Genomic DNA, 14,816 nt, shown 5'->3' on the forward strand with positions numbered 1-14,816 from the left:
CGGTGCCGGGTGACGCCGCAAGGCGGCGGACCCGATCAGCGGGTGTGGGTCGGGGTACTCGCACGCGGGCCGAACACGGCGGCGGCGATGGCCGTCAGGTCCGGGTCGTCCTGGTCGGCCGGCTTGGTCGCCGCGGGAACCCGGCCGACGCGCGCCCTGCTTCCGCTGCCGGTCCCGCTGGCGCCGCCGGTCCCGCTTCCGTCGCCGCCGCCGCTGCTGCCGGACGGTTCCGGCACGCGGTCGTCCACAAGCTGTGGATAGAGGTCGTCCTCGGCTTCGCTGCCTGCTTCGGCGTCGCGCAGCGCGCGGAGGTTCGCGGAAGACTCCGTCATCGCGCGGTCGGTGTAGACCAGGGGCCGCTCGAGCTCGGTGACGATGTGCTTGACCACCTGCACATCCCCGTTGACGTCCCAGACCGCGATGCCCGGCGAGAGGGTCGGGATGATCTCCACAGCCCACCGGGGCAGGCCGAGCACCCGGCCGGTCGCCCTGGCCTCGTCCGACTTCTGCATGTAGATCGTCCGGGTCGAGGCCATCTTCAGGATCGCCGCCGCCTCCCTCGCAGCCGCGCCGTCGACGACGTCGGACAGGTGGTGGACCACCGCGACGAAGGAGAGGCCGAGCCTTCGGCCGAACTTGAGCAGCCGCTGGAAGAGCTGGGCGACCGAGGGCGAGTTGATGATGTGCCAGGCCTCTTCCACCAGGAAGATGCGCTTCTTGCGGTCCGGCTTGATCCAGGTGTGCTCGAGCCAGACCCCGACGATCGCCATCAGGATCGGCATCGCGATCGAGTTGCGGTCGATGGTGGACAGGTCGAACACGATCAGCGGCGAGTCGAGGTCGATCCCGCCCGTGGTCGGCCCGTCGAACATCCCGGCCAGGTCGCCGTCGGTCAGCCGGTCCAGCACGAGCGCGACGTCCAGACCCCAGTCGCGCACCTCGTCCAGCGCGACGTTCATGTCCTCGGCCGCGATCTGCTTCGGGTCGCGCAGCGCCTCGACGATGTCGTGCAGGATCGGCTGGACACCCGCGATCAGCGACTCGCCCCGCACCGTCGCGTGGGCCACCTTGAGGGCGTAGCCGGAGCGCTCGTCCAGCGGGTGGCCGAGGGCGACCTCGATGATGGTGCGCAGCAGGGCGAGCTGGCCGGTCATGGCGATCGCCGGGTCGAGCGGGTTGAGCCGCACCCCCTGGCCGCCGCGCTGGTGCGGGTCGAGCCGGATCGGGGTGACGCCGAACGCCTCGGCGATCCGGTTCCACTCGCCGACGCCGTCCTCGCCCTGCGCGTCGAGCACGACTACCTGGCGGTCCTTGAACCGCAGCTGGCGCAGCACGTACGTCTTCTCCAGCGAGGACTTGCCGTTGCCGGACTCGCCGAGCACCAGCCAGTGCGGGGCCGGCAACTGCTGGCCGTAGAGCTGGAAGGGGTCGTAGACGTAGCCCTTGCCGCTGTACACCTCGCGTCCGATGATCACACCGGAGTCGCCGAGTCCCGGGGCGGCGGTGGGCAGGTAGATCGCCGCGGCCTGGTTGGAGGACGTGCGCACGGGCAGCCGCGCGGTGTCCTTCTTGCCGAACAGGACAGTTGTGAACGCCTCGGCGAGCAGATCGGTGACGCTTCCCTGGCGGGCCATCGGGTTACCTCCGCACGCCGGTCGCTAAAGGCAGGGTATTGATGAAGGCGCGGTGGTGCTCGCGGTCGCACCACTCCAGCTTCAGGAAGGACTTGCCGGCCGAGGCGCGGATGGTGCGCTTGTCCCGGGCCAGCGCCTCCGGCGAGCGGGACGAGACGGTGATGTAGCCGACCAGGTTCACCCCGGCCGCGCCCGCCGCCAGGTCCTCGCCGCGCAGGTCGACCCGGGAGGAGTGGGCGCGCTCGCGCGGGTCGTCGATCCGGCCCATCTTGGCCGCGCGGGCACTCTCGGCGTCCACGTTCACCTTCTCCGTGAGCATCCGCTCGATCGCGACCTCGGTCGGCTCCAGGTCCATCGTCACGGCGACGGTCCGGATCACGTCCGGGGTGTGCACCAGCAGCGGGGCCAGGAAGTTGACGGTGACCGGGGTCAGCGGCCAGTCGCGGATCCACGCGGTGGCGTGGCACCACGGGTCCGGGCCGGCCGACTCGCGGGTCTTGGCGCGCAGGAAGAGCGGGGCGGAGGCGTCGAACTCGGCCGGCCAGGCGCCGCGCTCGGTCATCGCCTGGCTGTGGTCGATCGGGTGCTCGGGGTCGTACATCGAGTGGATCAGCGAGGAGAGCGCCGGGACGTCCAGCGGCTGGCGGACCTTGATGTCGGCGTCGGTGAGGCGCGCGCAGATGTCGCTCATCTCGCGCACCATGATGACGCAGAGGCCGTGGTCGCCGTCCACGCCGCCGCCCATGACGCGGGCCTCCGCGGCCAGTTCGCGGCTGTAGGGCATGCAGGCGGTCAGATAAGCGCGGTGCTGCTCGCTTGAGGTCGACACCATGGAGAGCAGGTGATCGTAGGAATCCCGCAGCCACTGCGCGGCTTCCGGATCGCCGCGCCGCATGACGTCCTTTGCGTGGGCGTCGGGGTCGGCGGGAAGGGTGCGCGCCAGCATCTGCAGGCGCGTCACGAAGCCGTCGCCGTTGGCCACGTGCCGCAGAAGCGTTCCGAAGCGGTCGACCAGCGCTTCTTGGTCCTCCGCGTCGCGCGAGCCCACGCCGGGGCCTTCGATCTCGAGCGTGCAGGTGACGGTGCCGCGGTCCAGGTGCATGAGCACGGCCAGCTTGTCCGGCCCGAAATTGGCGGTCAGCCAGCGGATCCGCCCGACGCCGGGCGGTCCGGGCACGGCCAGTTCGTCACCGCCGAGCCGGGTGCCCGCTTCGACCGCGGCCGAGCCGTAGCGCGCCGCGCCTGAACGCAGCATGCGCCGATAGCTGCGGTCGATCTCGAACCAGCGGTAGACCGTGCGCTTGCGGTACGGCATGAAGACGATCCCGGCCGCGGCCGTGGGCAGGCCGACGATCGTGATGATCTTCAGGGCGAGCGTCGGCACCACGAACCCGGCGATCATCGCCAGGGCGCAGCCGAGGACGAGGATCGCCAGCTCCCCGGTCTCCCGGTTGCGCCCGACGATCGCGTTCGGCTTGGCCTTGCCGATCAGGAACGACCGACGCCGCTCGTGTGCCTCAGTCGTCATGCGCCGCTCCCGGCACCCCGACCGGCCTCAGCCGCCCGGCCGGTGCGCTGACCGCCGGCGCCGGCGTCGCGCGGCAGCGGCGGAGTGGGCGGCGCCGCGGGAGGCGGTTGGTCGCCTCCCGGTGCGCTCTGGCCGCGGGTAGTGCCCAAGCGGAACGCGGTGCGCGCGCCGTGCACGGCAAGGCCCGCGGACATGCTGAGCGCGGCCGTCGCCGGCCCGGCCATCGGGTTGGCGCCGATCGCGCTGGCGCTGCCGCTGCGCCCGGCGTGCGCGGCGATGCCCTCGCGCATCCGGGAGGCGGGCCCGGCCATGGCGCCGGCGGCGGCCTCGGCCGGGGCGTCGGAGCCGCGGGCCGAGTTGATCGCCAGCATGTCGTCGCCGAAGTTGGGCACGAAGCGGAAGATCAGACCGGAGGCGAAGATCGACAGGATCATGATCGCAAGCCCAGACAGCACGGAGGACACCGACGACTGGGTTGGATCGCCGGAAATGGCCGTGGCGAGTCCGAGCACGATGACGATCACCGGTTTCGCCAGGTCGACCGCGATCATCATGCCGGCCCAGCGCCTGATGTGGTGCCAGAGCGACTTGTCCACCAGGCCCGCGTAGACGGCCGCCGCCAGCGCCGCGCCGACGTAGAGCATCGCGGCCCGGATCAGCAGCTCCACCCACAGCACGGCGGCGGCGATCATCGCCATCAACGAGACGAAGATGAGCAGGATCGGTCCGCCGCCGAGATCCGAGGCCTGCCCGTTCGGCGGGTCGAGCGCGTTGGCGAAGGAGGTGAGGAAGTTGTTCGTGTCCTTCGCCGTGCCGGCGCCGATCGCGCTGGTGACCGAGTCGGTGAGGCGCACCATGCCGTACAGCACGACCGGGGTGAACGCGGACGCGCCGACCGCCAGCCAGAGGAAGCCGGTCGCCTCGGTGATCGCGGTCACCACCGAGTCGCCGCGCACCGCCCGCTTGACCACCGCGAGCAGCCACAGCACGAGGGTGAGGATCGAGGCGGCGGCGAACACGATCGCGTACTGGGTGAGGAAGCCCGAGTTGGTGAAGTCGACCGACGTCGAGCCGGTCACGATGCCCGAGACCGCCTTGATCACCGAGGCCGCGGCCTGCGCGCAGTCGTGCGCGATGGACCCGACCGGATCGCTGAGCAGAGAGCCTGTCGAGGTGCCGCCGCCGCTGCCCCCGCTCGACCCGTTCACCAGTTTCCCGGTGCTCTCGCAGGCCTGTTTCATGGGGCCGATCAGCAGGGAGCAGGGATCGGCGGCCGCGGCGTGGATCGCCGTCTGCTGCGGCAGCGCACCTGCCAACAGGGCAGCTTGATGGATCACGGCCTCAACGGGCATAGCGCAACCCCCCGAACTGGTTCACCGCGTTCTGCAAGGCCTGGCCGGTGGACGGGATCTGCTGCCCGCTGGTCGGGACGGGTCCGTCGACCGAGGTGAAGGAGACCCATTTCCAGTCGCCCTGGGTCCAGTGGAGCGTGACGGTGATCGTGGACCAGGCCTCGGCGACCGGGTGGGTCGAGCCGTCGCCGGCCAGCCCGGAGAGCGAGACCGTCCAGACCGCGACGGTGGCGCTGTTGCCGTCGTCGTTGACCAGGGTGACGCCGATCGGCGCGGCGCGCGCGACGAAGGTCTGCCCGGGCGGAGCCGTGCCGTCCGCGGTCAGCCCGAACGAGGTGTTCGCGGCGGTGAAGGTCGCGTCAAGCTGGCTCTGCAGGGTGGACGCTATAGCCGGGTCCGCGATCGCGTTGACCAGCTTGTGGCGCGCGTCCGCGTGGACCATCGTGGCCGAGCCGTACGCGGAGACGTAGTTCGCCGCGGCGGACTGGGCGCCCTGAGCGCTGTGCGGGTAGCCGATCGGGATGCTGTCGGCGGTGCCGCTGGGCAGGCCGCTGCCCTGGATCGGCGAGGTCACCGGACCGGTCGCCGATCCCACCGGGGACCCGGCGGAGCCGTTGGCGTTCGAGCTCGCACCCGTCGTGGCGTTCGTACCGGTCTGGCCTGTCTGGCCGGTGGCCGATGTGCCGGAGGAATGGTGCGTGCTTCGGTTCACGAGTGCGACCGTGACGAAGAGGACGACGATCGCGCCGACGATGATCAGCGGCCGGCGGCCGCGCTTCGGCCGGGCGTCGCCGAAGCCGTAGGGGTCCGGCGGCAGCTTGACACGCGTTCGTGTTTCGGGCGTGCTCTGCGCTGCGTCATCCAACTCGTACGACCCTCGATCAGCTCGGCGGGGGAGGGCCATCAGAGCTCACCCCGACTGGATATGGAAACCAGTGTCACCGGAACGGGGGTGCAAGCGGCACACCCACACGCCAGAGACCCGCCTCGTGTCGCGGTCCGCGCGCCGGGGCGCGGCGCCTGAGCGCCCACGGCTCAGATCGCCATGCCGTAGACGATGGTGAACAGCGTGCCGAGCGAACCGATGATGAATACGCCGGTCAGACCGGCCACGATCAGGCCCTTGCCCTGCTCCGCGCTGAACGAGTCGCGCAGGGCGGTGGCGCCGATCCGCTGTTTGGCGGCCCCCCAGATGGCGATGCCGAGACAAAGCAGGATGGCGGCGGCCATGATGACTTCAATCATGACCCGCGCCTGGTTTCCGACTTGGCCGAACGGCCCCCAGTTCGGGGCGATGCCGCCGATGATGGTGTCGATGTTGCCGCCGCCGGCCGCGGGTACCACCGCGGCGGCATGAGTAGGCAGCGACGTGAGTAGAGCTAGAAGCACTCTGCACCCCCGGTCCTCGGGTCGGTCGTTGTCGTCCAGTGTTGCCAGTATGGGGGTGTATTGGGCAGTCGAACAGCGGTATGTGGCGCAAATGCGCTGATTAAGCTGCCTGACGCCTCATCACTACCGCGCCTATCATAGGGCGCGCGCACGGACCGGGACTGTGGGCTCGCCAACCTGGGTAATTGACTCTCGCCGGAGAAGGGGAGGGGGCTGGTCGGGATGCCGAGACGAGGGATCTGGATCCTGATCGGCGTGCTGTTCATCCCGTTCGGGGTCGTCGGCGCGGTGGCGCTGGCGGCCGTGGCCATCAGCGGCTCGGTGCTCCAGACCCAGCAGGCCTCCCTGACCCCCGGAACGGTCCCGGCCGCCTACGCGACGCTGATCGAGGCTGCGGGCGCGGCATGTCCGCAGATGAGCGCACCGCTGCTGGCCGCGCAGCTTTATCAGGAAAGCGCCTTCGACCCGAAGGCCGTCTCGCCCGCCGGGGCCGAGGGGATCGCCCAGTTCTTGCCGGGCACGTGGCCGAACTGGTCGTCCCCCCAGGACGGAGACGGCAAACAGGATATTTGGAACCCGGCGGACGCCATCCCGGCCGCGGCGCGTTACGACTGCGCGCTGGCGCAGCAGGTCTCGAAGATAGCGGGCGACCAGATAAACAACATGCTCGCGGCCTACAACGCGGGGCCGGGTGCGGTGGAGGCGGCGGGTGGAGTGCCCGCTATCGCCGAAACGCAGAACTATGTGAAGAATATCCGGATTCTGGAGCAGGCCTTCGCAGCGCCCGCGGGTACGGTCGCTACGAGCGACGTCGCCGTAAGGGCGATCGCGTTCGCCTATGACCGTCTGGGCACGCCTTACCTTTGGGGCGGCACCGGCACGGCCGCGGACAATGGCGAGTTCGACTGCTCCGGTCTGACACAGGCCGCCTATGGAAGCGTCGGCGTGACGATCCCGCGCGTCGCCGCCGACCAGTGGTACGCCGGGCCTCACGTGCCGAGGGCCCAACTCATGCCGGGCGACCTGGTTTTCTTCGCGTACAACGTGAACGACCCGTCGACGATCCACCACGTGGGCATCTACGTCGGCGGCGGGGCGATGATCGACGCGCCGCACACCGGAGCGTCGATCCGCTTCGACCCGATCGACACCTTCGGTGGCTACATCGGCGCGGTGCGGCCCTACGCGCAGGTCCCCACCTGGCCGATCGGGCAGCCGACGCCGTCAGTGTCGGCGTCGGCTACACCCTGATCGCGGATTCCGGAAGCCGGGTTCGGCGCCCACCATCCGCCGTCAGCGCGCCTTGACCGCCGAGGCGAAGCCTTCTGCCAACGGCGTGCGCGCCCTCCAGCCTGTCGCCGTGCGGAATGCGTCGGAGGAGATGCGCAGCGAGCGGGCCAGCGGGTCGGTCGCTTTGCCGCCGAGCACCCGGCGGGTGAGCGCGGGCACGAACTTGGCCGAGCCGTCGACGCCCGCCGCGGTGCCCAGCGCCCGCGCCCACTCGGTGCGGTGCACCGGCGCGCCCGCGACGTTGTAGATACCCGAGGGAGCGGCGAGCGCGGCGACCACGGCCGCCGCCGCGTCGTCGACCGCGATCGGCGAGATGTAGCCGGACGGTTCGCCGAGGAGCACCGGCTTTCCGCGCCGCACCCGCTCGAGCAGCCACTGCGTGTTCGCGTCGGCGCCGTAGAAGAGGCCGAATCGCAGGACCACGGCGAAGCGGTACTGGTCGGCGAAGCCCATGGCGTTCTCGGTCGCCTCCAGCGAGGAGCGCAGCCGGGGCGAGGGCGCGATCGGGGACTTCTCGGTGACCCACTCCTCTCCGGCGTCCGCGTACGCGAAGGCCACCGCCTCCTGAATCAGCCGGAGCACGCCGCAGTCCGCGGCGGCCTTGGCCAGCACCGCGCTCCCCTCGGTCCGAATGCGGTCGTTCTCCCGCCACGATGAAGTACGCAGCGCGGCCGTGCCGACCGGAATCCTGGTGGCGAGATTGCACACGACGTCGTGGTGCTCCAGAGCCCGGTGCACGGCGCCCGGATCGAATAAGTCCACGTCCACGGGTGTCGCGCCGGCCGCGACAAGCCGCTGTCGCCGCACGGGTGTGCGCGCGATCCCGGTCACCTTGTGTCCACCGGCCACCAGCCGCCGTACCGCCGCGGTCCCGAGCACGCCGGTCGCTCCCGCAACGAACACCCGCATCGTCTGAACACTCCTCGTCACGACCCATGCCGCTTCCGTAACCATCCTCCATCCGGGTCGTTGGGGAGGACGAATACCGGTGCGGATCATCCGTTCGGCTTACAAGTGAGTACCCGAGGTGACACGAGTGAACGCGGCGACACCCCACAAATTGAAGCACTCTGCGGTACTGCGTTCCGGGGCGCTCGCGCTCGGAGCGTGTGTGGTCGCGTCGACGGCCGGGTGCTCAGCGAAGGGCGTCGCCGTCTCCGCCGACCCGGTCGCCGCGGTGCGCAACGCGGCGGTCGCCGACAAAGTGCACACCGCGAAGGTCGCCACCTCGGTCACGATGTCCGTCGACGGCAAGGACCAGCTGTTCATCGGCTCGGGCTCGTTCGATCTGGACAAGCAGATCGGCGTCATCGTGCTGACCATCCCGCAGGTAGCCACGCCGCTCGAGGAGGTCATCACCCCGACCACGCTATACCTGCGGCGGGTCGGGCAGGAGGCGAAGTGGCGCTGGGTCGCGGGCGCCAAGCTGCCCGACGGGGACGTTATCAGCGCCGGATACACCAGCCCGGTCTTCGACTTCGCGCTGCTGCGCGGGGTGACCGCGGGCGCGGTCCACTACGTGGGCCAGGACACGGTGCGCGGCACCGCGGTCGCCCACTACACCGGCATCCTCGACCTGGACTCCTCCGCCGCCGAGTCGTCCGATCCGATCCGGTCGGACCTGCTCGCGGCGTCCCGGTCGTTCACCCAGAAGACGATCCCGTTCGACGCGTATCTGGACGCGCAGGGCGACGTGCGGCGGGTCGTGGCGCACTTCACGTTCCCGGCCGAGGCGCCCGCGCACGGCGAGGTGCAGATCGCGGCGACCACGGACCTTTACGACCTCGACACCCCGGTGACGGTGAGCACTCCGCCGGCTGCCGACCTGGTCAGCGCGAGTTCCGCGAAGACCACCCGCTGACACCACCGACGGGCCCCGGGGACCGGCCTTACCGAACTAGTCCCGACCGGCGGCGGATGACCCAACCGGGCCATGGTCGCTGCCCAGGCTCGTCCTTAAGCTGGCAATGTCAGCGGAAGGCCATCGGGGAGCCGCCGAACGCGGATCACCAGAACCGTAAGGAGGTGACCGGATTGCGTCCCGCGCCCCACGCGCACACCCCCCAACACGATCCGGCACCGCGCCGAGACCCGGCGCCCGGCCACGGCCGTCCGCCGCGAACCTCCGTACACGACCGGGTAGCCCTGGACGAGATCGAGTTGTATGCGGAGCTCATCATCGCGGCGCAGCGCAGTGATGTACCACTCTCCCACGAGGCCATCGACGTCATTCTCGGCGTCCGGCCTCGAGCTGTTGTGGGAGCGTGAGCCGGAAGCACGACTGAGCAGGCACGACACCTACTACGCAGGATCTGTGCAGCGGCAATTGAACGCAATTGCATAGGCAAGGCCACAAACGCAAGACACACGGGGAAATCGGAACACAGGTCGCAGGACGCCGCGCCGCCGGCACCGGCGGGCCGGTGAAGTCACCAGAACACGGGGATGAGCTTGGGTGTCATGGGCGGCGCGATGGGCGCCGCCCGACTGAGTTGTTCATCGCCACAAATACCGCTCCGGCCGCGATCGCGGGCAACAGCCGATCGCGGCCGGTGCCGGTTACCACTCGAGGTCACCCGCCGTCATCACTCAGCGTAGCCGCTGGGCGACGAGGTGGGCGCCGAACCGCGCTCAGATGGGCGCACGTACCGCGCCCCGGCTGGTTACCGTCTAGCATCCTTGTGGTCATGGAACGCTGGAGTTCCCGGACCACCGCCCCAGCCCCGATCGGACTACGGCATGCCGGTCGGGGTGTTGTCGCGCTCACAGGCGCGGGGGCGAGACTGCTGGACCGAACCCGAGCCCGCCCGGAGAACCCTGTGCGCCTGCGTCTGACCCCGAAGGAGTCGAGCTTCTACGACCTGTTCGCTAAGGCCGCGGACAACCTGGTCGTGGGCGCCGCTTTGCTCACCGAGATGCTCGGCACCGACAAGGCCGGACGCGCGGTGATCGCCGAGCGCATGCGTGACGCCGAGCACGCCGGGGACGAGGTCACCCACGCGATCTACCGGCAGCTGAACTCCTCGTTCATCACCCCGTTCGACCGGGAGGACATCTACCAGCTCGCCGGGCGGCTCGACGACGTGATGGACGCGATGGAGGCCGCGGTCGACCTGGCGACGCTCTACCAGGTGGAGGCGCTGCCGGCGGGGGTGGCCGACCAGGTGGACGTGCTGGTGCGGGCGGCCGAGCTGACCGCCGAGGCGATGCCCCGGCTGCGCGGGATGAAGGACCTGACCGAGTACTGGATCGAGGTCAACCGGCTGGAGAACCAGGCCGACCAGGTGTACCGCAAGCTGCTGGCGCACCTGTTCTCCGGCGAGTACGACGCGCTGACGGTGATGAAGCTGCGCGAGATCGTCGAGACGCTCGAAGCGGCGGCGGACAACTTCGAGCACGTGGCCAACACGATCGAGACGATCGTCGTCAAGGAGTCCTGACACCGTGCAAACGCTCGGCCTGATCGCGGTCGTCGTGATCGCCCTCGGCTTCGCGTACACCAATGGCTTCCACGACTCCGCCAACGCGATCGCCACGTCCGTTTCCACCCGCGCGCTGACGCCGCGGGCCGCGCTGATGTTGGCCGGACTGATGAACCTGCTCGGCGCGTACGCGGGACTGAGGCTCGGCGGTGGAGTGACGAAGTCGATCGTCCAGGGCATCATCGCCACCCCCGCGCACGGCACGAACGGCCTGGTCGTGGTCTTCGCGCTGCTCGCCGGTGCGATCATCTGGAATCTGACCACGTGGTATTTCGGGCTCCCCTCGTCCAGTTCGCACGCGCTGATCGGAGGCATGGTCGGCGCGGCCCTGCCGGCCGGGCTCGCGGTGCACTGGGACGGGCTGTGGAGCAAGGTCATCGTGCCCATGGTCACCTCGCCGGTCGTCGGCTTCGTGCTGGCGTTCGCGGTCATGATCGGGATCCTCTGGGCGTTCCGCAGGGCGAATCCGAGCCGGGTGACCCGCAACTTCCGGATGGCGCAGACCGTTTCCGCGGCCGGGATGGCGCTGGGCCACGGCATCCAGGATGCGCAGAAGACGATGGGCGTGGTGATGCTCGCCCTGATCGCGGGCGGGCACGCGTCCGGCTCCAGCGCCGTGCCGTGGTGGGTGCTGTGGTCCGCGGCGATCGCGATCTCGCTGGGAACGTATTCGGGCGGCTGGCGGGTCATGCGCACGCTCGGCCGAAGGATCATCGAGCTCGACCCGCCCCGCGGCTTCGCGGCCGAGACGGTGGCGTCGCTGGTGCTCTACGTCACCGCGTTCCTTTACGCGGCCCCGGTGTCCACGACCCACGTCATCACCGGTTCGATCATGGGCGCCGGGGCGACCAGGGGAAGGAACGCGGTCCGCTGGGGCGTCGCCAAGAACATCGTCTACGCGTGGTTCCTGACAATCCCGGCCTCGGGCGCCTGCGCGGCGATCGTCTACTACGCCACCCACGCCATCGTCAGCTGAGCTGCAAACCGCGCGGCGACATCCCGCCCGCGATCTGACACTGTTCGATCTGACACTGCTTGATCTGACACTGTTTCACGTGGATCATGCGGCCGTCCGATAATCGCACCGGCGTGGGGTGGGGGCGGCAAAGAACACGGGCTGGCTGGTCGGTGCAGGCGAGCACCTGTCCGCCCGGTCCTCGTGGATCGTGGGTCGGACAGAGAGCGGTCATGTGGCGGTGCAGGGGCTCATAGAAGTAGCGACGGGATATCCCACAGCGCGGGGAGTCCGGCGAGGGCCGGCCGCTGGGAAGAACACTGCAATCGCGAATGCCGGGCGATGGAAGACGCAGTTGCACGCGTAGCCGGCGCGGCGAGCGCTCAGGTGTCGTCATCGTCATCTTCATCGACATCGCGACCACGCGACGCCGAGGGGCGCGGGAGGCCGACGGTCGACGCGCCGTGTGGGCAAGGTCCCTCAGTGCTGATCCAGGGCGAACTCGCACCAGACCGACTTGCCGGTGTCGAGTTGGCGGGCACCCCAGGAGTCCGCGAGGCTGGCCACGATGCCGATGCCGCGGCCGTCTTCGTCCGTGTCGTTGGCGAGGCGGCGGCGCGGGAGGTGGTCGTCTCCGTCGCTGATGTCGACGATGAGGCGCCGATCGGTCCTTCTCAGCCTGAGCCTCACCGGGGGGCGGCCGTGGATTGCCGCGTTCGCCACCAGTTCGCTGACCGCCAGGACTCCCGCGTCACACAGGTCGTCGCCGACGTGCCAGCTTCTGAGCACCCCGGATGCGAACGCCCTCGCGTGGGCCGCGATCTCCGTGCCACCGACCAGCTCCACGTCTGCCGAGCGGAACAGCTCAGCCCTGTCGCCTTGCCAGCGCGGCACGTGCACGACCAGCAGCGCGACGTCGTCATCGTGGTCTGTGGGCAGGTCCATTCCGTCGAGCAGCTGATCGCGCACCAGGTCCACCGGCCCCGGTCTGCGCGCTCCGAGTCTGCTGTGCGGATCGGGGAGCCGGGGGACCGGCGCCTGCGGGGCCGTCGCGAACACCTCGCGCAGCTTGTGGAGCCGCACGTCCAGGTCCGTGCCTCTGCGCTCGACCAGGCCGTCGGTGAACATCGCGAGATACGACCCCGCCGGAATCGCGATACACGCTTCCTGCCAGGTCCACTCGCCGATGCCGAGCGGCGGTCCGCCCGCGGCGTCGAGTTCGACCACCGCGCCGTCCGGCAGCCGCAGCAGCGGGGCCAGGTGTCCTGCGCGCGCGTATGTCAGCACCCGATCGTCCGGGTCATAGACCGCGTAGACGGCGGTGGCCAACGCGCCGAAGTCGGTCGCGCCCGCGCTCGCCGACGTGGCCGCGTAGGCGACGCCCTCGAGTTCCGAGGCGTGCCGGTCCAGGTGCAACAGCAACTCCCCCGGCGGAAGGTTCGCCGCCGCATACGCCCGGACCGCCGCACGGAGCTGGCCCATCACGGCCGCCGCGTGCACGCCGCGCCCCATGACGTCGCCCATGACGAGCGCGGTCCGCCCGGCACCCAGCGGGATCACGTCGTACCAGTCGCCGCCGACTTGGAACTCGCCCGGCTCGACCGCGCCACGCCGCCTGGCCTCCCGAGCGCCGTCCCCGTGGTCCTCCGCAGCCCCCGGCAGGTAGCACCCGGCGATCCTCAGATCATCAGGCTGCGAAAGACGTTGCGGCAGCAGCGACCGCTGCAGCGCGACCGCCGCGTATCGGTGCCTGCGCTCCCCTGCGCGCAACCGGTCCACCGCCGAGCTCTGGTCGGTGCAGTCCACGATGCTGATCAGCGCGCCGGTAACCGGACCGTCCTCAGGATGCCGGACCGCCGAGCAGGTGACCCGCAGCACCGCGGGCCGCCGACCCGGACCGTACCCGGAGACGCGGACCTCGGGCGCGGTGAACACAGTGCCGGTCGCGTAGACGTGATCGAGCGCGTCGAGCAGTCCGAGCTGTTCGAACTGCGGCACCAGTCCGGCCAGCGGGCCGCAGGCGTCGGCGGGCAGACCGAAGGCGTCGCGGAAGGCCCGATTGACGAAATCCACCCGGTGATCGTGATCCCGCACCAGCGCGATGGCTCCTGGGGCAGCCGCGAGAGCCGCGCTCAGCAGCGTTCCGATCCGTTCGTCCCCACCCGGATAGCGATAGGCGTGGTCGGCGGGACCGAACAGCTCCCCGGCCAGGTCGGTGCTGTACCGGTCATAGGCAGGCTCGCGCAACGCGGTACGGCCGCCCGCCCCCCTCGCGGCGGGCACGGCGGCTGCGTCGGACAGCGCCCCGGACGGCGCGTCAGGCTTCCAAGACACGGGTGGTGGCGTCCTCTCACAGTACCCGCCGCTCTTAAGCCCAGATGAGCGCGCGCCGCTTCAGCGCCCGGTCGGCGGCCTGGACGAGCGGATGCGCTCGAATCCCCCGCCCCGCCCGGAACAGCAGGTGGTGCCAGTCTGCCGGACCGGGGAGCGTCGGCGGGCGGTGGAGCACGATCAACCATTCGATCGAGGGACGGGCGACCGCGTTCGCGGCGGCATACGGCCAGGCAGTCCGTGCTCACCGGTTGCTCACCCGAATGGAGGACCTGAGCGGACGACCACCGTGGGCGCCTAGGCCGCGGCAGTCCCCGCTCAGAATCGTGGCCCCGTTACGAGCAACCGGGTATCGCGGGCGCGCTTCCGCCACCGGCGGCGGCCGCGAGCTGAAGCAGTCCGCACAGCGTCACGTCGGACACCAGCCAATGGCCGCCTTGGTTGACCGCCTTGCCGGCCATTCCGCTCTCCATCACCGCGCCGTTCAGCGAGATCTGATACGTGACGTCGGCGTCTGTCGGCGACGGGAATGTCACCTGCTGAACGGTCGCGGTCGCCTGTCCCACCCGCGGGTCGTTGGCGAACGCCTGGACCGCGGGCATCATCGTGGTCGTACCGTTCTGCAGCAGCATCTCCTTCTGGCTGATCGGCGTGTCCTTCGAGAAGAAGGACTGCCACACCTGCGTGACCTGCGTCGTCGCGGCTGCCTGGTTGAAGCTCGGGGAAGCCGCCGCCGAACTCGCCGCGGCACCGGAGGAACCGCCGCCGCTTGAGCTGCAGGAGGCCAGAAGCGCCACTCCCGTCAACGGCAATGGGATGAGGACACGGATGAGCAGTGTCAATACTGGCTTGCGC

The 14,816-nt window shown here is 70.1% G+C and carries 12 protein-coding genes; 4 read left to right on the plus strand and 8 right to left on the minus strand.

Going from position 1 to position 14,816, the window contains the following annotated elements; genetic code table 11:
* Positions 1–35 precede the first annotated feature (35 nt).
* The 5 genes from VGZ32_RS03480 to VGZ32_RS03500 all read right to left on the minus strand — a co-directional run bounded on the left by VGZ32_RS03480 (position 36) and on the right by VGZ32_RS03500 (position 5,858).
* Positions 36–1,634, minus strand: coding sequence for an ATP-binding protein (locus VGZ32_RS03480; protein ID WP_326884324.1), 1,599 nt, complete (start codon positions 1,632–1,634; stop codon positions 36–38).
* Between the two features lie 4 nt (positions 1,635–1,638).
* Positions 1,639–3,162, minus strand: a complete 1,524-nt coding sequence (locus VGZ32_RS03485; protein ID WP_326884325.1) for an SCO6880 family protein — start codon at positions 3,160–3,162, stop codon at positions 1,639–1,641.
* Complete coding sequence (locus VGZ32_RS03490; protein ID WP_326884326.1) at positions 3,159–4,514, minus strand: hypothetical protein; 1,356 nt, start codon at positions 4,512–4,514, stop codon at positions 3,159–3,161. The genes VGZ32_RS03485 and VGZ32_RS03490 overlap by 4 nt, the downstream gene beginning before the upstream one ends.
* Complete coding sequence (locus tag VGZ32_RS03495) at positions 4,504–5,379, minus strand: hypothetical protein (protein ID WP_326884327.1); 876 nt, start codon at positions 5,377–5,379, stop codon at positions 4,504–4,506. Before VGZ32_RS03495 ends, VGZ32_RS03490 begins: the two co-directional genes overlap by 11 nt.
* Before the next feature lie 170 nt (positions 5,380–5,549).
* Positions 5,550–5,858, minus strand: coding sequence for a hypothetical protein (locus tag VGZ32_RS03500; RefSeq protein WP_326884328.1), 309 nt, complete (start codon positions 5,856–5,858; stop codon positions 5,550–5,552).
* A 267-nt stretch (positions 5,859–6,125) separates the two neighbouring features.
* On the opposite strand from VGZ32_RS03500, the gene VGZ32_RS03505 reads away from it, so the two are divergent.
* The gene (locus VGZ32_RS03505) at positions 6,126–7,154 is read left to right on the plus strand and encodes a bifunctional lytic transglycosylase/C40 family peptidase (protein ID WP_326884329.1); all 1,029 of its coding nucleotides are present in this window, start codon (positions 6,126–6,128) and stop codon (positions 7,152–7,154) included.
* A gap of 42 nt (positions 7,155–7,196) precedes the next feature.
* Here the strand turns inward: VGZ32_RS03505 and VGZ32_RS03510 are convergent, their stop codons facing one another.
* A complete protein-coding gene (locus tag VGZ32_RS03510) occupies positions 7,197–8,102 on the minus strand; it encodes an NAD(P)-dependent oxidoreductase (RefSeq protein ID WP_326884330.1) in 906 nt (301 codons plus the stop codon).
* Between the two features lie 202 nt (positions 8,103–8,304).
* Here VGZ32_RS03510 and VGZ32_RS03515 point away from each other — a divergent pair, with 202 nt between their 5' ends.
* From VGZ32_RS03515 to VGZ32_RS03525, 3 genes are all read left to right on the plus strand, one after another.
* Positions 8,305–9,054 (plus strand): hypothetical protein, encoded by a 750-nt coding sequence (locus VGZ32_RS03515; RefSeq protein WP_326884331.1) that lies wholly within the window; start codon positions 8,305–8,307, stop codon positions 9,052–9,054.
* Positions 9,055–10,012: 958 nt separating this feature from the next.
* Positions 10,013–10,633 carry a DUF47 domain-containing protein gene (locus VGZ32_RS03520; RefSeq protein ID WP_326884332.1) on the plus strand — a complete coding sequence of 207 codons (621 nt, stop codon included), beginning with the start codon at positions 10,013–10,015 and terminating at the stop codon, positions 10,631–10,633.
* 4 nt (positions 10,634–10,637) lie between these two features.
* A complete protein-coding gene (locus tag VGZ32_RS03525) occupies positions 10,638–11,651 on the plus strand; it encodes an inorganic phosphate transporter (RefSeq protein ID WP_326884333.1) in 1,014 nt (337 codons plus the stop codon).
* A 459-nt stretch (positions 11,652–12,110) separates the two neighbouring features.
* On the opposite strand, the gene VGZ32_RS03530 is transcribed toward VGZ32_RS03525, so the two are convergent.
* Complete coding sequence (locus tag VGZ32_RS03530; protein WP_326884334.1) at positions 12,111–13,964, minus strand: ATP-binding SpoIIE family protein phosphatase; 1,854 nt, start codon at positions 13,962–13,964, stop codon at positions 12,111–12,113.
* A 332-nt stretch (positions 13,965–14,296) separates the two neighbouring features.
* Entirely contained in the window at positions 14,297–14,773 is a 477-nt protein-coding gene (locus VGZ32_RS03535) for a hypothetical protein (RefSeq protein WP_326884335.1), read from the minus strand.
* Between the last annotated feature and the right edge of the window lie 43 nt (positions 14,774–14,816).

It is taken from the genome of Actinocrinis sp. (genome assembly GCF_035938995.1).
Classification (GTDB): Bacteria; Actinomycetota; Actinomycetes; order Streptomycetales; family Catenulisporaceae; genus DASZGI01.

What these genes read in the sequence shown, in the direction of transcription:
- VGZ32_RS03480 (WP_326884324.1), bottom strand. Translation starts at nt 1,634, where the DNA reads ATGGCCCGCCAGGGAAGCGTCACCGATCTGCTCGCCGAGGCGTTCACA.
- VGZ32_RS03485 (WP_326884325.1), bottom strand. Translation starts at nt 3,162, where the DNA reads ATGACGACTGAGGCACACGAGCGGCGTCGGTCGTTCCTGATCGGCAAG.
- VGZ32_RS03490 (WP_326884326.1), bottom strand. Translation starts at nt 4,514, where the DNA reads ATGCCCGTTGAGGCCGTGATCCATCAAGCTGCCCTGTTGGCAGGTGCG.
- VGZ32_RS03505 (WP_326884329.1), top strand. Translation starts at nt 6,126, where the DNA reads ATGCCGAGACGAGGGATCTGGATCCTGATCGGCGTGCTGTTCATCCCG.
- VGZ32_RS03510 (WP_326884330.1), bottom strand. Translation starts at nt 8,102, where the DNA reads ATGCGGGTGTTCGTTGCGGGAGCGACCGGCGTGCTCGGGACCGCGGCG.